The organism is Psychrosphaera sp., assembly GCF_982872775.1.
Genome location: NZ_CEYNSH010000010.1, coordinates 58,962 through 77,909, shown reverse-complemented (window position 1 = coordinate 77,909; position 18,948 = coordinate 58,962). Strand labels below are relative to the sequence as shown.

The window sequence follows — 18,948 nt, the reverse complement described above, 5'->3', positions numbered from 1 at the left end:
GTTGCTCACCACCGGCTAAGCCTTGTGCTCCCGGCCCCGCTGTAAACGTCCAGTTGCCGTCTGCATCAACCACTACCTCACCGTACGTTCCAGTAATTGTTTCTGGTACGAACGCTAAACCTGGGTCATCCACATCTGATGCGGTTAATTGACCTGAAGCGGTTGGTGACGAATCTTCAGTGACTGCGGCTGTCGCTGTTGAAATAACAGGGGCATCGTCGCTACCGGTGACGGTAACTGTGACGGTTGTCGTCGTACCGTCATTGAGTGCAACGGTAAAGATTTCTTCTTGCTGAGCACCAGCGCCAAGCGTTTGAGCATTGGCATTAGGTTGATACGACCAATTACCATCGGCATCAACCGTAAAGTCACCATAAGTTCCCGTTTGGTTGGCTGCCACAAAACTTGCGGTTGGGCTATCTGGGTCAACAACATTTAATTGACCTGTAACAACTGGGTCATCTTCATTTACGGTAGCAACGCCTGCCGAAACAACAGGTTGGTCATCTGTGCCCGTAATTCCAACATTGATTGTCGTGGTGCTGCCATCGCTTAAGGTAACAGTGAATGATTCTGTCGCTTGCTCGCCACCTTGAAGCGCGTTCGAAGCCGTTTCATCGAGTGTATACGTCCAGTTACCATTACTATCTATATTTAGTTCACCATAAGTGCCTGTTTGCGAGCCGGCATTAAATGCTAAATTTGGATTGTCTGCATCGCTGGCATCCACTGTGCCAGAAACACTTGGTTGTGTATCTTCAACTACAGTACCAGAGCCAGTGCCGATCACTGGTGCATCGTCGGTTCCGGTCAAATTAACGGTGACGGTCGTTGTGCTACCATCGTTTAAAGAAACGGTATACACCTCTGTTTGTTGCTCACCACCGGCTAAGCCTTGTGCTCCCGGCCCCGCTGTAAACGTCCAGTTACCGTCTGCATCAACCACCAGTTCACCGTATGTGCCAGTTATAGACTCCGCAACAAACGCGAGATCAGGGTTGTCTCCGTCAATGGCCGTTAACGTGCCTGTTGCAACTGGATCTGTATCTTCTGTTACGTTCGCTACGTCAGAGCTGATAACCGGTGCCTCATCCGTGCCTGTTATCGTAATTTCAATGGAAGTCGTATTGCCATCATTAAGCGCGACCGTAAACGTTTCGACTTGTACTTCGCCTTCAGCCAAAGCTTGGCTGTTTGCATTAGCTTGATAGGTCCAATTCCCATCAGCATCCACCGTCAAGTCACCATAAGCACCCGCTTGATTTGAAGCGACAAATGCAAGGTCAGGATTATCAGCGTCAGTTGCAGTAAGTTGGCCTGTCGCTGTTGGTTGAGTGTCTTCAACTACGCTTCCCGTTCCAACCGAAATAACCGGTGCATCATCCGTACCGGTAAAGTTTACGGACACTTCTGTCGTACTGCCGTCAGAGAGCGTAATCGTATAAATTTCAGTTTGCTGTTCGCCACCAGCTAATGAATCTGCACCAGCCGTCGTCGTAAATGTCCAATTACCATCTGCATCGACGGTAACCTCCCCATACTGACCCGAAATAGTTTCAGGAACAAAGCTTAAATCAGGGTTGTCTATGTCACTTGCCGTCAACTGACCTGAAGCCGTTGGCGCCGAATCTTCAGTCACATCAGCTGTAGTAGATGAAATAACAGGAGCATCGTCTGTACCAGTTAGATTAACTGAAACAGTCGTCGTGCTGCCATCGTTAAGTGAGACTGTATAAACCTCGGTTTGTTGCTCACCACCAGCCAAGGTTTGCGCGTTTGGACCTGCTGTAAAGGTCCAATTGCCATCAGTATCAACAACTAACTCGCCATAGGTACCAACAATTGTATCTGCAACAAACGCCAAATCAGGATTATCAATATCAGAAGCCGTCAACGTTCCTGAGTCAGTTGGGTTTGTATCTTCGGTTACGTTTGCAGTGCCCTGACTGATTACAGGTGCATCATCTGACCCTTGAACATCGATCACTACTTCGACCGTAGTACCGTCACTCAGAGGAACTTGAAAAACTTCAGAAGCCGACTCTCCCTCAGCTAACTCTCTTGCATTGTCAGAAACAACAAACGTCCAATTACCGTTATCGTCTACCGTCAACGTACCATAGTCACCATCTTGAGAAACAGCGACTGTTGTCACGTCCGGTGAAGATGGGTTTTCGATGATTACTTCACCGGTGGTGGGTGTCGTTTCATTGTCGACTATTGTTGCTTGGCCGCCTGTTCCCTGGACTGTGACGTTGATTTCTGTTGTTGTTCCATCGTTTAATGAAATTACAAACGTTTCAACTTGCTCATCGCCGTCTTGTAAAACCTCGGCGTTTTCATTCAGGGTGTACGTCCAGTTGCCATCTTCATCAACAACTAAGTCACCATATGCACCGCCAGTGTTAACCTCAACAAACGCTAGGTCAGGATTATCAGGGTCTTCAGCCGTTAACTGGCCACTAACACTTGTTACCGTATCCTCAGTAACCGTACCGCTTCCCAAACTTACAACTGGCAAGTCGTCTGTACCATTTACGTTTATTACTACTTCAGTCGTGACACCGTTTGTTAGCTCTACGGTAAATGATTCTGTCTGTACTTCACCCTCAGCTAATGCAGCCGCTGAGTCTTCATTTAGTGTATAAGTCCAGTTGCCGTTTTCATCAATCGTAAATTCACCCGTCGACCCTAACGTTGTATTTGGTACAACGCTCAAATCAGGATCGTCTGCATCAGATGCTATGACTTGACCTGACGCATCGGTTTCATCTGCTTGCAATGTCGTTGGAGGGTTCTGTTGAATCACTGTAGGATCTTCAACTGGAGAAACACTAATTGTTAGCGTCCCTGTAGACGAGTCACCATTACTGTCTGTTACCGAGTACGTGACAGTGTCAGTACCATTAAAGTTTGGATCCGGATTGTAAACAATTGTTCCGTCCTCACTCACTTCAACGGTACCATTCTCTGCCACAGCATCTGTCAATGTTAATTCGTCACCTTCAGCATCGGTGTCATTGTCTAAAACATTAATGGCGACAGAGTTGTCTTCAGATGTTGCCGCCGAATCATCTTGGGCTTGAGGGGCAGTTTGATTAAAGTCTTGGTTAGTATCTTCTGGCGCGCCATTACTCGACTGGTTTGCTTCTAGATTTGTATCATAACGACTGCTTGCAATTGTTTCTTGATCGCTATTTTCAATGACTGTGGCACCTTGGCCTCCGCCCTGGCCGCCTTGACCCGCGGCAGTTGCTTCAAGGTCTAACTCGCCATCCTCATCGGCTTCAATCATGTCTTGAATGTCAGCCACTTCTTGGGCCGTCTCATCATCCAAACCAGATGTATATAAAAAGCCATCGGCGTTATCTACATCGTATATCAGTTCATCACCGTTCTCAGATGCTACTCGAATGTAAGCATCGTCTATAAGCACAACTTCGGTACCGCCAGGCAACCCTTGCTGCAACTCTAATGGAACTAACTCACCGTCTTCGTTGCGGATAAAAGCTTGTCCACTAATCTCGATCACTTGACCGCTAACTGCTAATTGAATCAAGTTTTCCATAAACACCTCTGCTGTACTTATTCGGTAAAATTTCACACCACTAAGTCTAGTAGCAAAGGACAGAAGTGATAAATTGGGACTTGCGGAAAGTATCTAGGAAAATCCCCTATACCCTCCCGGGAATTTACTGTCTATTTTTCAAATGTTTTTTGCGGTTTAATGTCAAACATAGTTTCACCCCAGAGACAAAAGACTCTTAGGCCAGCACGGCCACTCCCCTGTGTCGGCGCTCTTAGGAAAAGTAGCGCCGACGCAGTTTTTTTTAAAACTTAATTTCCAAATAACAGCCCGTATAACGCCCTCTTTTATCCAATAAAAAATTAGAGTAATTAATCAATATTTTTCTTGACTTTGTTTAGATTTGAAGCAACAGTAAGTTTATGAAATTTGTAAATGTAACTTTTACCCTGATTACCACCACCACAACCATTACTGGTGTGGAGGCGGACTCATGACACCTATTTTTTAACAACAAAGCCCGCTTCCATTCGAACGCGGGCTTTTTTGTTTCTAAAGCTTTGTGATTGATTTGGAAAGGAAACCGGAGAACATATGAAAGTAATGAAATTTGGTGGTTCGTCATTGGCGAACGCAGACTCAGTGCAAAGCGTCATCACTCTAATTGGCCAAGAAGTCATGCCTGTTGCAGCGGTATTCTCTGCACCAGCCGGCGTGACAAATAGGTTAATCGAAGCCATTACCCAAGCCGAAAATAAAGAGTCTTATAAAAAAGTTATTGAATGTATCTGTGAAACTTTTAAATCTATCGTTGTTGGGCTAAATGACGCTGACTACAAGGACAGTAATGCATCTGATTCGCTTTTAGATAGTGTCGATGAATATGACGAATGGCTAACAAAAAAGTGTGAAGGAATCTCTTTGTTAGGCATGTGCCCTGATTCAGTAAAAGCCGAATTGTTTACTAGCGGCGAACGACTTATGGCAAAGATCATTGCCAAATTCTTACGCCATGAATTACGTGTGGATCTAATAAACCCTGCAGATTATTTTGTCAGTGATTCAAAAAACCAGCTCAACGCAACGATAAATATTGAAAAGAGCATTGTTAAATCTAAACAGAGCAATAGCAACTCAACTAACGCCTTTGACGTTCTTGTAATGCCGGGATATTCAGCAGTTGACCAACAGGGCCAAATTGTCGCACTAGGCCGCAACGGCTCTGATTATTCAGCAGCTTCATTAGCCGTTTGTTTAAAGGCCAAATCATGTGAAATCTGGACAGACGTAGATGGCATTTTTAACGCTGATCCTAGAGTGGTAAAAGAAGCGAAAGTACTTGATATACTCAGTTATGCAGAAGCAATGGAGTTATCTTATTTTGGCGCTAAAGTTCTCCATCCAAAAACCATTGCCCCGTTGGCACAGTTCAATATTCCTTGTCGGATTAAAAACACCTTAAAACCCAAAGCTGCAGGTACGCTTGTCATTGATACCGTTGATAAAAATCAAGAGGGCGTTAAAGCTATTTCAAACTTGGAAGGTCAATGTTTATTTGATATTGCAGGCCCAGCAATGAAAGGCTTAGTTGGTATGGCAAGTCGAATCATGAACACGATTGCACAAACCAATACGTCTGTATCACTAATTACTCAGAGCTCCTCAGAATACAGTCTGTCACTTTGTATTGATGAAAATGATGCACCCAAAGTGAAAGAAGCATTAGAACACGAGTTTGCATTAGAGTTAAAAAACAAACTACTAGAGCCCGTTGTTTGGAAAAGTCAGCTTTCCGTTATATCCGTCATTGGTGACGGAATGAAAACGAATAAAGGCATTGCCGCTACTTTTTTTAAAGCTTTAGCCTTAGCTGATGTAAACATAAGAGCTATCGCCCAAGGTTCGTCCGAGCGATCCATTTCAGCAGTCGTTAATGCGGCCCAAGGCAATAAAGCACTAAAAGCAAGTCACCGCGCCTTTTTTGATAGTCAGCATCCTATTGACGTGCTGTTAGTTGGCTGTGGGAACGTAGGTAAAGAATTGTTATCTCAAATCCACCAGCAATCTGATTGGCTTAACGAACAAAATATCAAGATTAACGTTTGTGCGATAGCGAACTCTAAGGCAGCGTTAATCGAGCCAAACGGAATAGATTTGAGTCAATGGCAACCGGCATTTAACTCAGCAAGTAAAGAGATGTCACTAGAGGCCCTGCTCAAGTGGTCGGCGACTCAATCGTTTGTTAATCCAGTGTTAATTGATTGCAGCGCCAGTGAATTTGTTGCCAGCCATTATCTCCAAGCGTTTGAAAACGGCTGCCATGTCGTAACGCCAAATAAAAAGGCCAACACTCAATCTTTGTCGTTTTACAATGAACTTCGCCAGAGGAGCCTCGCTCATCGTCGCCAATACTTATATGAAACAACCGTTGGCGCTGGCTTGCCAGTCATTGACAATCTAAAAAAGCTTCTCGTCGCAGGCGATGCAGTCGAACAGTTCAATGGTATTTTATCAGGATCACTTTCCTTCATATTTGGTTTACTTGATGAAGGTAAAAAGTTCTCGGAAGCAACGGCTATCGCTCGAGAAAAGTGTTACACAGAGCCAGACCCTAGAGATGATTTGAGCGGTATGGATGTGGCAAGAAAACTATTAATTTTGGCAAGAGAAATTGGTCTTGAGCTAGAAATGGAAGACATCAAAATCGAACCAATTTTGCCCGAGAGTTTTGACGCATCCGGTGATGTTGAAGCATTCATGTCACGTTTACCTGAGGCAGATGACGCAATCGCTGAACTCGTCAATAGTGCAGCTCAAAGCAATCAAGTTTTACGGTACGTGGGTGAGATTGATAACGGTACAACCCCGACTGCTAAAGTACGACTTATGGCCGTTGACGCAAGTAACCCGTTGTACTCTGTTAAAGGTGGTGAAAACGCCTTAGCCTTTTACACTCGTTATTACCAACCTTTGCCGTTTGTTATTCGCGGTTATGGAGCTGGTAACGAAGTCACTGCGGCGGGCATTTTCTCAGATTTATTAAAAACTCAAAACTGGTTGCGTGAGGTAAGATAATGGCTATTTCGGTATTCGCTCCCGCCTCTATTGGTAATGTTAGCGTCGGTTTTGATGTTCTTGGCGCGGCGATAACACCTATAGACGGCACATTACTTGGTGACGTAGTTACTATTGAGTTGTGTGAGCCTAGTCAGCAAAACAATGTTGAATTAGAGGTCAGTGGATCTTGGGCAAATAAATTACCCACAGACTACAAACTTAATATTGTTGTCATGTGTGCCCACTATTATCTCGAACATGTCGTCAAAAACCCACACAGTATTATAATAAAATTAACTAAGAACCTACCTGTCGGCAGTGGCCTTGGCTCAAGTGCCAGCTCAATCGTGGCCGCACTTCATGCACTGAATATAGCGTTTGATAAACCTCTGGATGACGATGCCTTACTTACACTTATGGGTGAGTTTGAAGGTAGCATCAGTGGCTCAATTCATTATGACAATGTTGCACCTTGCTTTCTTGGTGGTCTCCAACTGATGCTCGAACAAACTCAACAAATCAGTACCAAGCTTCCCGTGTTTGAGGATTGGTATTGGGTTGTCGCTTATTCTGGCAACTCATTGTCTACTGAAAAAATGCGCGCTTTAGTACCAGACCAGCTTTCAACACAAAAGGCGATTCAATTTGGTCAAAACTTGGCGAGTTTTGTCCATGCTTGCTATCAGAAAGATGAAACATTGGCGGCATCATGTATTAAAGACGTTATTGCGGAACCCTACCGAGCATCCACTATTCCGGGTTACCAACAAGCCATAAGAACACTTGTAAAACTCGATGTATTAGCTTCTGGCATTTCTGGTAGTGGCCCGACTATGTTTGCAATTGCTAATGACTTGGGCAAAGCAAAAAAACTTCAAGCTACACTCAATGAAGTATATGTAAAACCGACGCTTGGTGGGTTTTCTCATCTTTGCAAAATAGACATGACAGGCTCTCGAGTGCTAGCCCCTGAAGTCTCATAACTGAGACACAATGGCGTTACACAAAAGAAAGCGACTTAGATTAAAGCGAACGGTTAAACAAATCAGTCGCATTTAACAAACATCCTAATTGGAAAGGAAAAAAGATGCAGCTATACAACTTAAAGCATCCAGAACAAAAAGTTTCATTTAAAGAAGCCAGTGTTATGGGACTTGGTAAAGACAGAGGACTGTTTTTTCCAAGCCATATTCCAACCTTAGAAGATATTGATGACTTACTGTCCGTCGACTTCTTAACGCGTTGCCAAAAGATCATCAGTGCCTGGATTGGCGATGAATTTTCCGCTGAAGAAATTAAAGATATCGTCAACAAGGCTTTTATCTTCGATGCGCCATTAATTCCTGTCACTAGCGACACCATGAGCTTGGAGCTTTTTCATGGTCCCACACTGGCATTCAAAGATTTTGGTGCCCGCTTCATGGCTCAAATTCTTGGCGCTATCGCCAAAAATAACCCTATGACGATACTAACGGCCACATCAGGTGATACAGGAGCTGCAGTCGCGGATGCGTTTTATCAAATCGATAACATCAATGTTATCGTCTTATACCCAGATGGAAAAATTTCAGAACCACAAAAGCGCTTGTTCACAACACTTGGTCAAAATATTTCAGCCGTTGCCGTCAAGTCCGACTTTGATGCTTGTCAGCGATTGGTCAAACTGGCTTTTGAAGACGAGCAAATCACCTCAGAACTTGGGCTAAACTCGGCAAACTCCATCAACATAAGTCGCTTACTTGCCCAGGTCTGCTATTACTTTGAGGCTGTATCACAGTTTGTTCAACAACAGCCCCAAGGCTTTGAACTCAATGCCGATACTGCACCAACGTTTGCCGTTCCAAGCGGTAACTTTGGCAACTTAACCGCGGGTTTATTCGCCAAAGCAATGGGACTACCAATCAAACGTTTCATTGCTGCTACTAATAGCAACGACACCGTCGTTCGATACCTTAACGAACAAACTTGGCACGTTAATCCTACTGTGGCTACAATTTCAAATGCCATGGACGTGGCCGATCCTAGTAACTGGCCTCGTGTTGAGGCTATCTTTGAGAAGATGCAATGGCCGATTTCTGATTTAGTCGGTATTTCGGTGTCAGAAGAAGAAACGAAGCGAGCCCTTACAGAGCTTCAATCTATTGGATACACCGCGGAGCCACACGCAGCGGTTGCTTACCATGCAATCAAGACCGCGCCTAAGTACATTAGCTCTGCGCAGGAGCAAAGCATATTTTTAGCAACAGCGCACCCGGCTAAATTTAAAGAAGTCGTAGAAGATGTTTTACAGTCTTCCATAACGATGCCAGAAAAGCTGAGGTTGGCGATGGAATTAGACAGTCATACAGAGTTTTGTGAAGATGACTTCCCTGCGCTAAAGTCATTATTATTAAAGTGAATACTTAAACGATTTGAATGATCAGAAGGAACATTCGACACTGGCCCTAATCAAGTTGTTAGGGCCACATCCTTGTGTCTCGTCGTCCTATGATTTACATTATATTTTTCAATGAATATCAAGCAATAACTGGATATATAAACACGTAATAAAATAGTGCATGACATTTCCCCCTATCAGGAACAAAATAATGAATAATGTTCATCTTACTATTCCTATTGTTCGTCATATGTCTATTTTTATTACGTATGCAATCACAACAAATTGATGTAATGTACAAAAGTACACTTTTCGGTTTACACTGTTCACCGTTGGATTAGCTAAAACAGGGACACCCATGCCAAATACTGGAAACTCATTTAAATTTGACTTATTGATGCGCCTTAGACTTATTGAAGTCGTGGCTTTATGGGAAGGCAAAGTAAATAGTCACCACTTGATGAATGCTTTTGGAATTCAACGCCAACAGGCATCGCGTGATATTTCTAAATACCGCACTGAAGTGGCACCAAACAACTTAGAGTACTGCCATCGTCAAAAAGCGTATATTCCGACCAAAAAGTTCAAGCCTATGCTTACCTACGGTCAAGCAGATGAATATCTACAGTTACCTCTGCATAACTATATGTTGGAAGCCTCATTATCTCGACTAAATTCAGCCGATACTCATACTTACGGCTCCCCTGTACCTAGTCGTCATATTGAGCCGGTCGTCTTACGTGCACTTATCCAAGCTTGTGAACACAACCATCGCCTCGAAGTAGACTACCGTTCGGTTAATGATCCGCAACCAGATGGACGCGTCATATGTCCGCATTCTATTGTTTATGCGACTAATCGCTGGCACGTACGTGCCTATTGTGAGAAGAATCAAGACTTTAGAGATTTTGTTTTGACACGATTTTTTGGCAAGCCTGAAAAAGAGCGTGGTAAAGCCAAATTTGGTCGCGAAGACGACAAGATGTGGAACAAAAAACTGAAAGTTATCATCACTGCCGACCGTCGTTTAACAGCCGATCAACAACTTGTCATCGAACATGACTATGGCATGAAACGCGGCCAGTTGGAGATTGATGTTCAAGCCTGTTTGTTAGGCTACTTACTTAAAGAATTGCGTATTGACGGCCATACAGTTCATGCCGATCCTCGCGCTCAACAGGTTGTTGTTAAAAACATTGAAGAGTTAAAGCCATATCTTTTTGACTAGAGTATTTAATCGTTTCTAATCCGTTCGTTACATAACAAAAAGCACATCTCTTGATGTGCTTTTTTACAATAAATACTCTAGGTCTATGTGGGCAAATTGATTAGCCAATTTCTGCCTGTTGTCTCACTAAATTATGATAAACATTGTGAAGACTATCTAAGTGCTCCCTACTTGCCTTTCCCTCTTGAGCTAAACCTTGCAACGTTTGATCTAAGTTAAAAAGTGTTGTCCTTGTGCTCTCGTTAGAGACCATGCTTTGAATCCAAGTAATCGCAACAAGCCTAGTACCTTGAGTTACGGGCGTCACTTTGTGAAGACTACTCGATGGGTAAAGCACCGCACTCCCCGCATTAAGTTTGACGCGTTGTTCCCCAAACTCAGTCTGAATTTGCAGCTCACCCCCTTCATATTCATCAGGTTCATTCAAAAACAGCGTCATTGACAAGTCGCTTCTCAAAACTTGGTTACTTTTGGGAAAACGCATGATCGCGGCATCGACATGAAATCCATAATGTTCTGACTCGACATAGCGACTAAAACAAGGTGGAAAAATCTTGTGAGGTAATGCTGCCGAAACAAACGTAGAGTTTTGCCCAAAGCGACTCAATAACGCATTGCTCAATTGTTCAACAATCGGATCATCCCTATTAGCTTGAGTATTTTCTTTCACAGATGCAGCCATACCCATTGCCGTTTTCTTACCCGACTCCCAGCTAGCTTGCGCTAGCTGGGAACGAACCGACTCAAGATCATTCGATGTCAGTAAGGATTCAATGATTACCATTGATAATTAACCGTTAGTCTGACAGTACGTGCATCACCAAGGTACATAAACGAACCAGAACGATACGCAGCCGTCCAATACTCTTCATCCAATGCATTACCTAGGTTTAGCTTCAATGTTAAGTCCTCTGTTGCGTTGTAATTAGCAAATAAGTTCAGCACTTGATAACTAGGCACCACAATACTGTAATCACCAAGCTCATCATTATAACCTGCTGCTGAATCTGGCTGACCGCCATACATTTCACTTTGACCAGAGTAATCTCCACCAAACGACCAAATTTCATTTGGTTGATAGCGCAACTGCACATACCAACTTTTTTCAGCCAAATTACTCAACGCCAAACCAACATTTTCTTCAAAATGAGAATCCAAAACTTCAGAGTCCATAATAGAAGCTGAGGCTTGAATACTTAGCGTATTTGAGATGTCTCCAGCAAGCCCCAATTCAATTCCTTCGACTCGGTTTTTACCCGTATTAAGAGTTCCAAGTGTTGAATAGTCATCACCGATACTTTCCATAACATCATCTTTGGTAATTTGGAATAATGCAGCATTCGCGACCAACATCTCATCAAATAGGCCCCACTTGATTCCAACTTCGACGTTCTCAACTAACTCAGGTTCTGATTGGCGAGCCTGCTCTGGGTCACCACACAAACCACCGTATCCACAGTTTGCCCCTAAGTCTGACTCTCCACCATTTATGTTTGTCGCGGTGCTGTAGTTAAAATAGATATTTGAACTATCCGTTAAACTATAAAGTACGCCTAAGTGACCGTTATACATATCATCTGAATAATCAAATAACATAGGCTCACCACGGCTTACTACATCATTTTCATAGTCAAAACTGTCTTGACGGATACCTACAAATACTTGAGTTTTATCATTTAATTCTATCGTGTCCATTAAATAGGTAGAAACAGTGGAAATTGAGAATTGAGCATCCTTGTCACCCACTGCAAAACTGCGATTCATTAGACTATTCATGTCTTTGATGACTTGACCATTTGCATCAAGAATACAATATCCGCCTGATACTCCACGTCTGCCACTGATCTGACAATTCGTGTCACTGTTATAGCCAATTTCGTAAAAGCCGTTATCGACGTTTTCTTTGCTGAACTCTACCCCTGCTACAAACTTATGTTTTAGTCCACCAAGAGTATTTGTATGTATAAGGTTAAATTGGTTAGCGAAGTACTCGACCTCCTGCCAGCCCTGATGTGTGCTCATTGACAGAGTAAACTCGCCTGGAGCAATCTCATCGCTTTCATCGCGATAAGTGCCACGTACGCCAGTGGTAAGGTAGCCGTTTTCAGTTTGACCATATCGAGTCGTATTGTACAAAACGGTGTCATCATTTAATTGATAGTCCGCTCTGAAAGTAAATGTTTTGACTTTAGAGTCTTGGAAGTCTTCATCTTGGGCATAAACAGGAATGTTGCTAATTGGAGCACGTTCATCCTGTAAAAAGTAACTGCCTAAGTCTGGTTTGTCTTCGGCGTTTAAATAATAAAAGTCGGCCGTAAGAGAGAGTTTGTCTGATGAATTATGTGTACCAGATATTTGCAGTCCGTCCCTTGAACGTTCTATACCATCTCTACCGGGTTTGGTCTCATCAGCAAGTAGTGCATTGATACGGACGGCCGTATCATCATTAATTGGATTGTTAACATCGATGCTCAATCGGCTAAAATCATCGGAGCCAACACCGACATCAACACGTCCGAAATCATAAGATGTAGAGGCTTTTTTGGTAATGCTGTTTACCGCACCACCACTAGAACCACGTCCGGCGAACGTTGAGCTTGGTCCCTTTGTAATTTCGACTCGTTCAGTGGCAAAGCTTTCTCGAGTCGTCATCCCTGGATCTCTCAAGCCATCAACAAACACATCGCTTCTAGCTTCATGGCCGCGAATTATGTATCTATCACCAAAAGCGTTACCATTTTCGCCCGTTCCCAACGTAACACCGGATTGAGCAGATAAAATTTCACTTAAGTCCGAACGCCCCGAATCTGCGATTTGATCCTGCGTTAATACGTTAATGACTTGAGGAGTATCTATTAGATCATTGACTCGGCGTTTGTCACCGGACTTGTCGAAGTGATAAACAGAATGGCGAACACCATGTACTTTTATATGTTCAATTGCTTCACATTCAGTTCCAGTGTTTGTCGAAGTATCACAAGATTGAACTTCAACTTCCTTTTTAGCTTCAGACGCCAAGTCTGATGTTTCGTTTTGTGCCGCGGCAAAAATAGATGTCGAGCCGAACACTAATGACGCCGCCACAGCTTGAGCACCGAGCTTTTTTAAAGGTGCTGACGAGTGAGATGATGATTTTATACCTGAAATGTTAGTGTGTTGTTTGTTTTTGTTTTGCATTGGAACTTTCCATTGTTGCAGAAGTTTTTGGTCTGTTTGTTGGTTGGCGTGGATTATGGAGCAGAACACCCTGTGTGTAAATGATAATCATTATCAATACCATTCTCATTTACATATCTTTACACTTTGGTATAAACAACAACCTACTGACACAAAAAATTATCAATATTTACAAACTTCATTGGGTAAGACAGGCTTTTCCTATATCCTTTAACCCTATTCATGCCTTCACTAACTAGAAGAGACTCGCGATTTGAATTTACTCTCTCGAATTACTCCGCACTTTTCGATAAATCATGTCATTGCCGGATTTACGGCCGTTTTAATTGGGTATGCCAGTTCTTTGATCATCGTTATTCAAGCGGCAACAATGGCAGGGGCGTCTACTGAGTTAATAACACACTGGTTTGTTGCATTAGGTGTGGTGATGGGTGTGAGCTCAATTGGCTTATCCTGGTATTTCAAACAGCCAATATTAACTGCATGGTCGACGCCGGGTGCTGCGATGTTAATACTTATATTGGAAGATTACAGCCTAACCAACGCGCTTGGTGCTTTTGTTGTGACCGGCATTATGATCATGATAACCGGGTTTGTAAAACCCATAACTACGGCACTGCAACGAGTCCCGCCCGCACTTGCTGCGGCGATGTTAGGAGCGATTGTCCTGCCTTTTTGTATCGACGCGTTTCAGGTATTGCCAACTCAGCCTCTTGTACTTGGTGCAATGTTAATAGCTTATTTAATCGCTAAGCGCTTTATTCCTAAGTACACCATGCTTGTACTCGTATTAGTCGGCACTTTAAGTGCCATACAAGCGCAAGCATTTGCGGATCTCGTGTTTGATTTTGGTTTTACCGCGCCTAAGTGGACAACCCCGAGTTTTGATGTATTGGCGGTTTTAAACATAAGTGTACCTTTGTACTTTGTCAGTATGTTGTCACAAAACTTACCAGGTATTGCCATGATAAAAAGCTTTGGTTATCAGCCATCTGTCAAACCTATTCTCACAAGTACAGGAGCAACAACGGCACTATTTTCGCCCTTTGGAGTTTTTGCCGTTAATTTAGCAGCAATTTCAGCGGCATTAGTATTAAATGAAGAAGTAGACAAAGACAAAGCTAAACGGTACTTGGCGGCGATTTGGGCAGGCGTTTTTTACATTATCGCGGGCATTTGGGCCAGTGTCGTTGTAGATATCTTTGTTGCTTACCCTGATTATGTTGCTAAATTGTTGGCCGGCTTTGCCTTACTCGGTACTTTGTTAATGTGCCTAACCAGTGCTTTTGAAAGTCCAAATGACAGAGAGGCCGCCCTGTTTACTTTTGTTATTACTTTATCAGGTATTAGCTTATTTGGCCTCAATGCAACGGTACTTGGCCTTGCTGTCGGACTTTTATACAAAAAGCTTTTTAGTAAATAGACAGACCCAGCTCTTCGGCCAAACTTGCGATGATGTTTTTACCAACAACTGAATTGCCGTATTTATTGAGTGGCGGTGACCAAGCACAAATGACCCCATAATTAGGAACTACCGCGACAATCGCACCACCAACGCCGCTTTTGGCCGGTAGCCCAACCGAAAACGCAAATTCACCCGATTGGTCGTACATACCGCTCGTCGACAAAATAGCATTAATTCGGTGTGCATCTTTGCGACTACACACTTGCTGAGATTCACTATCATTTGGCAAGTCTGTAATAATAGGGTTTGTGCCCTTGTTAGCCAAAAACAACATACTTTTGGCCAATTGTTTACACGACATACTAATAGCACACTGACTAAAGTAATGGTCCAGTACTTCTGGTACTTCCGCCTCTATATTGTCAAAACTCTTCATCAAATAAGTAAGTGCAGCATTTCGATTGCCATGGCTTAGCTCAGACTCAAAAACATCTTGATCAAAATAGATATTTTCATCCCCAGCCAATCTACGAACATAATTTAAAAGAGCGAGTTTACTGCTTGAGTAATGGCTGACTAAAACATCCGCTACCAATAACGCTCCTGCGTTTATCACTGGATTACGAGGAATCCCCTGCTCCCATTCTAATTGAATAATTGAGTTAAACGCCTGCCCAGACGGCTCCATATGCACACGTTTCCACAAGTCATCGCCAATGCGATTCATGGCCATAACTAAACCGAATATCTTTGACACACTTTGAATCGAAAATGGCACCTCACAGTCCCCGGCGCCAACCACATCACCATCGACCGTTGCGATTGCTACACCGGCAAGGTTAGGGTCGACCTCGGCTAGCGCAGGTATATAGTCAGCTACTTTCCCTTTTGACGCCGCCGCTTTATGTCTTTCAAGCACATCAACTAAAACTTGTTGCGGATTGGGAATGTTTTGTAGCATATCTATTACACCTGATTTTTATATGAGAAGTAACTTAGTAAGACTTAATGACGAACGCGAAAAGAGAAGAACAATCGTTCTACTTTATCGTAAGGTCATGGCCGTAGACAAAGTCTGTTTTTGAATCCGAAACGAACTTTCCTTGAAGCCAATTACTATAGCAGAAATATTGTTTTTCTTTTCAACTGCTTTAGAAAGTTCTTACCAATAAATGACCTTATTTTACGGTAAAAAGCCCGTCTCTCAATGCCTAACGTTTTTCCATTGATTTTACCTATCACTCCATTCTATTTTTCAGATTTTCCGAATTTAAAAACTCTGACTATGCTTTATCCACTACTTAATCCCAATAAATGCAGGAGAGCATAATGTCATCAACGAATTCATCTAAGAATCATAAGCCGAGCATGTGTCCCGTTTTACATGGTTCTAATTCTCGTAAAGATGGCCCCGGTACGACAAATAGTGACTGGTGGCCAGGTCAGCTCAATTTGCGCATATTGCGTTTAAACGATAAAAAGTCGTCACCATTAGATGAAGAGTTTGATTACAAAAAGGCGTTCAATAAGCTTGACTTAGCACAAGTTAAAAGCGATTTGACGAATGTCATGACCGACTCAAAAGATTGGTGGCCAGCAGATTATGGTCATTACGGACCATTTATGATCCGTATGGCGTGGCACGCTGCCGGCACTTATCGCGAAGGCGATGGCCGCGGTGGGTCAAATACTGGTAACCAACGTTTTGCACCACTGAATAGTTGGCCTGACAACGGTAATTTGGATAAGGCACGGCGTCTATTGTGGCCGATTAAACAAAAGTACGGTAATTCCCTGTCATGGGCAGATTTGTTTGTACTTGCAGGTAATGTTGCTCTTGAGTCTATGGGCTTTAAAACATTTGGTTTTGCCGGTGGGCGTGAGGACATTTGGGAACCAGAAGAGGACATTTACTGGGGTGCTGAAACCACATGGTTAGACAACGAGCGTTATTACGATGACCGTGAACTTGAACTCCCATTAGCAGCGGTTCAGCATGGCTTAATTTACGTAAACCCAGAAGGCCCAGATGGTAATCCAGACCCTTTAGGTTCGGCACGGGACATTCGTGAAACCTTTAAACGAATGGCTATGAACGATGAAGAAACCGTCGCACTTACGGCTGGCGGACATACATTTGGTAAGACACATGGGGCTGGACTAGAAGAGCACATGGGGCCAGATCCTGAGTCGGCACCTATTGAACAAATGGGCTTGGGCTGGAAGAGTAATTTCAAGAGTGGCAAAGGAAGAGACACTATCACCAGTGGCCTAGAAGGCGCCTGGACACCAACGCCGACTAAGTGGGATATGACGTATTTAGACGTGTTACTTGGCTATGAATGGGAATTAACAAAAAGTCCGGCTGGCTGTCATCAATGGATTCCTGTCGGTTTAAAAGAGGAACATAAGGCACCAGACCCAGAAGACCCGAACAAGAAAGTCGGAATCATGATGAGTACTGCGGATATCGCCCTTAAGGAAGACCCCGAATATCGCAAGATTTGTGAGAGGTTTCATAAAAACCCAGACGAATTTGCCGACGCATTTGCCCGCGCTTGGTTTAAGCTGACTCACAGAGATATGGGACCTAAGAGTCGTTATTTAGGGCCAGAAGTGCCTAGCGAGGACCTTATTTGGCAGGACCCACTTCCGTCGCGAGAGGGAGACTTAATTGATAGCAATGATGTCAAAACACTAAAAACCGCGATTACCGAGACTGGGTTGTCGGATCAAGAGTTGGCTTATACCGCATGGTCATCTGCGGCAACATTTCGAGGCTCCGACTTTAGAGGCGGCGCAAATGGAGCTCGCATACGGTTCGCTCCACAAAACCAGTGGCAAGTAAACCAACCGACTCAGTTAGAAAAGGTACTAGCAGCACTGTCTAAAGTACAACAGGTGTTTAATGACAATAGCGGTTCAAAACAAGTCTCAATGGCCGACTTAATCGTGCTTGGTGGTGTCGTCGCAATAGAAAACGCAGCGTCTAAAGCAGGATATAATATCGAAGTGCCTTTCAGCCCAGGTCGTGTTGATGCCTCAGAAGAACAAACCGACAAAGAGTCCTTTGAAGTACTCGAGCCATATGCCGACGGATTCAGAAACTATTTGAAAAAACAATATACACCCGCCCCGGAAGAGTTGTTACTCGACCGTGCCCAGCTACTCAGCTTGACGGCACCTGAAATGACGGTGTTAATAGGTGGTATGCGAGTTATGGACTTGAACTTCGATAACAAACCACACGGTGTCCTGACTTCAACACCTGGCCATTTATCGAATGACTTTTTTGTAAACCTTATGGACATGGATACTCAGTGGCGACCAATTGACGATGATGCTCAAGAGTTTGAGGGTACAGACCGAACAACCGGGCAAAAGAAATGGTCCGCAACGCGAGTTGATTTAGTCTTCGGCTCCAACTCAGAACTTAGAGCTCTTGCTGAAGTCTACGCACAAGACGATGCAAAAGAAAAATTTGTTCGAGACTTTGTGAAGGCTTGGACCAAGGTCATGGATGCTGACCGCTTTGATTTGAAGTAATTAATAAGAAAGGCCACTAATGTGGCCTTTTTTGATTCAAGCCCAAATAACCGTTAATATATTAGAGTTGTCTAATTTAGAAATATATACATTACTCGTACTAAAAACTAAGTTCACAATTTTTATTCTCGATGAGTAAACGAAAACCCTATTTTGCTTTCGTATGTGTATGTGTTTATCGTTTGTTTAAAACCAAAGGAAACCCGTTATGTCAGTATCAATTAAAACAGGTCAACAACTCGTAAAAGAAGTTATGCCTAACATCAAGCAGTTGTCCGTTGAAGAGTTAAAAGCCAAAATATCTGATGACAACACGCTACTTATTGATGTCCGCGAGCCTGGAGAGTTCAATAACGGCCATATTGAAGGTGCGGTTTCTATTCCGAGAGGATTATTAGAGATGAAGCTCCACCAGCACCCAAGTGTGAGCCATATTGAGTCACCTGCTGACGCGTTAGCAGAACTTAACAACAAAACCTTATGTGTTATTTGTTTAACAGGTGGTCGTTCTGCATTAGCGGCGGAGTCATTGCAACGAATGGGGTTCGAAAACGTTTACTCTGTAAGCGGTGGCATGAACGCCTGGAATAAGTAGTATTGAAAATTATTTGGTAAAAAAAAGCCCATTTGCG

At 43.4% G+C, this 18,948-nt stretch carries 11 protein-coding genes and 1 other annotated feature; of the genes, 7 read left to right on the top strand and 4 right to left on the bottom strand.

Features of this window, described 5'->3' with window-relative positions:
* Positions 1 to 3,568, bottom strand: a 3,568-nt coding sequence (locus tag AC4E96_RS04890; protein ID WP_490255054.1) for a VCBS domain-containing protein, incomplete at its 3' end; no start/stop codon positions are given.
* 390 nt (positions 3,569 to 3,958) lie between these two features.
* Positions 3,959 to 4,077: a sequence feature (Thr leader region), on the top strand.
* 43 nt (positions 4,078 to 4,120) lie between these two features.
* Here AC4E96_RS04890 and thrA point away from each other — a divergent pair.
* The 4 genes from thrA (at position 4,121) to AC4E96_RS04870 (ending at position 10,188) form a co-directional block, all read left to right on the top strand.
* Positions 4,121 to 6,601 (top strand): bifunctional aspartate kinase/homoserine dehydrogenase I, encoded by a 2,481-nt coding sequence (gene thrA / locus AC4E96_RS04885; RefSeq protein WP_490255053.1) that lies wholly within the window; start codon positions 4,121 to 4,123, stop codon positions 6,599 to 6,601.
* A complete protein-coding gene (thrB, locus tag AC4E96_RS04880; RefSeq protein ID WP_490255052.1) occupies positions 6,601 to 7,566 on the top strand; it encodes a homoserine kinase in 966 nt (321 codons plus the stop codon). Before thrA ends, thrB begins: the two co-directional genes overlap by 1 nt.
* A 104-nt stretch (positions 7,567 to 7,670) precedes the next feature.
* Positions 7,671 to 8,981 carry a threonine synthase gene (thrC, locus tag AC4E96_RS04875; RefSeq protein WP_490255051.1) on the top strand — a complete coding sequence of 437 codons (1,311 nt, stop codon included), beginning with the start codon at positions 7,671 to 7,673 and terminating at the stop codon, positions 8,979 to 8,981.
* A gap of 337 nt (positions 8,982 to 9,318) precedes the next feature.
* Positions 9,319 to 10,188 carry a helix-turn-helix transcriptional regulator gene (locus AC4E96_RS04870; protein WP_488033987.1) on the top strand — a complete coding sequence of 290 codons (870 nt, stop codon included), beginning with the start codon at positions 9,319 to 9,321 and terminating at the stop codon, positions 10,186 to 10,188.
* Positions 10,189 to 10,288: 100 nt separating this feature from the next.
* Here the strand turns inward: AC4E96_RS04870 and AC4E96_RS04865 are convergent, their stop codons facing one another.
* Together AC4E96_RS04865 and AC4E96_RS04860 are read right to left on the bottom strand one after the other, a co-directional pair.
* Positions 10,289 to 10,972: a Fe2+-dependent dioxygenase gene (locus AC4E96_RS04865; protein WP_490255050.1), complete on the bottom strand. Its 684-nt coding sequence runs from the start codon at positions 10,970 to 10,972 to the stop codon at positions 10,289 to 10,291.
* Positions 10,966 to 13,365: a TonB-dependent receptor gene (locus AC4E96_RS04860; RefSeq protein WP_490255049.1), complete on the bottom strand. Its 2,400-nt coding sequence runs from the start codon at positions 13,363 to 13,365 to the stop codon at positions 10,966 to 10,968. Before AC4E96_RS04860 ends, AC4E96_RS04865 begins: the two co-directional genes overlap by 7 nt.
* A gap of 253 nt (positions 13,366 to 13,618) precedes the next feature.
* On the opposite strand from AC4E96_RS04860, the gene AC4E96_RS04855 reads away from it, so the two are divergent.
* Positions 13,619 to 14,788: a benzoate/H(+) symporter BenE family transporter gene (locus AC4E96_RS04855; protein ID WP_490255048.1), complete on the top strand. Its 1,170-nt coding sequence runs from the start codon at positions 13,619 to 13,621 to the stop codon at positions 14,786 to 14,788.
* On the opposite strand, the gene AC4E96_RS04850 is transcribed toward AC4E96_RS04855, so the two are convergent.
* Entirely contained in the window at positions 14,778 to 15,731 is a 954-nt protein-coding gene (locus AC4E96_RS04850) for a glutaminase (RefSeq protein WP_490255047.1), read from the bottom strand. The two genes, AC4E96_RS04855 and AC4E96_RS04850, sit on opposite strands and share 11 nt — an antisense overlap.
* A gap of 368 nt (positions 15,732 to 16,099) precedes the next feature.
* Between AC4E96_RS04850 and katG the strand changes: the two genes are divergently transcribed.
* Entirely contained in the window at positions 16,100 to 18,316 is a 2,217-nt protein-coding gene (gene katG, locus AC4E96_RS04845) for a catalase/peroxidase HPI (RefSeq protein ID WP_490255046.1), read from the top strand.
* A 208-nt stretch (positions 18,317 to 18,524) separates the two neighbouring features.
* Positions 18,525 to 18,911, top strand: a complete 387-nt coding sequence (locus AC4E96_RS04840) for a rhodanese-like domain-containing protein (protein WP_488033981.1) — start codon at positions 18,525 to 18,527, stop codon at positions 18,909 to 18,911.
* Positions 18,912 to 18,948 lie beyond the last annotated feature (37 nt).

What these genes read in the sequence shown, in the direction of transcription:
- thrA (WP_490255053.1), top strand. Translation starts at nt 4,121, where the DNA reads ATGAAAGTAATGAAATTTGGTGGTTCGTCATTGGCGAACGCAGACTCA.
- thrB (WP_490255052.1), top strand. Translation starts at nt 6,601, where the DNA reads ATGGCTATTTCGGTATTCGCTCCCGCCTCTATTGGTAATGTTAGCGTC.
- thrC (WP_490255051.1), top strand. Translation starts at nt 7,671, where the DNA reads ATGCAGCTATACAACTTAAAGCATCCAGAACAAAAAGTTTCATTTAAA.
- AC4E96_RS04870 (WP_488033987.1), top strand. Translation starts at nt 9,319, where the DNA reads ATGCCAAATACTGGAAACTCATTTAAATTTGACTTATTGATGCGCCTT.
- AC4E96_RS04865 (WP_490255050.1), bottom strand. Translation starts at nt 10,972, where the DNA reads ATGGTAATCATTGAATCCTTACTGACATCGAATGATCTTGAGTCGGTT.
- AC4E96_RS04860 (WP_490255049.1), bottom strand. Translation starts at nt 13,365, where the DNA reads ATGCAAAACAAAAACAAACAACACACTAACATTTCAGGTATAAAATCA.
- AC4E96_RS04850 (WP_490255047.1), bottom strand. Translation starts at nt 15,731, where the DNA reads ATGCTACAAAACATTCCCAATCCGCAACAAGTTTTAGTTGATGTGCTT.
- katG (WP_490255046.1), top strand. Translation starts at nt 16,100, where the DNA reads ATGTCATCAACGAATTCATCTAAGAATCATAAGCCGAGCATGTGTCCC.
- AC4E96_RS04840 (WP_488033981.1), top strand. Translation starts at nt 18,525, where the DNA reads ATGTCAGTATCAATTAAAACAGGTCAACAACTCGTAAAAGAAGTTATG.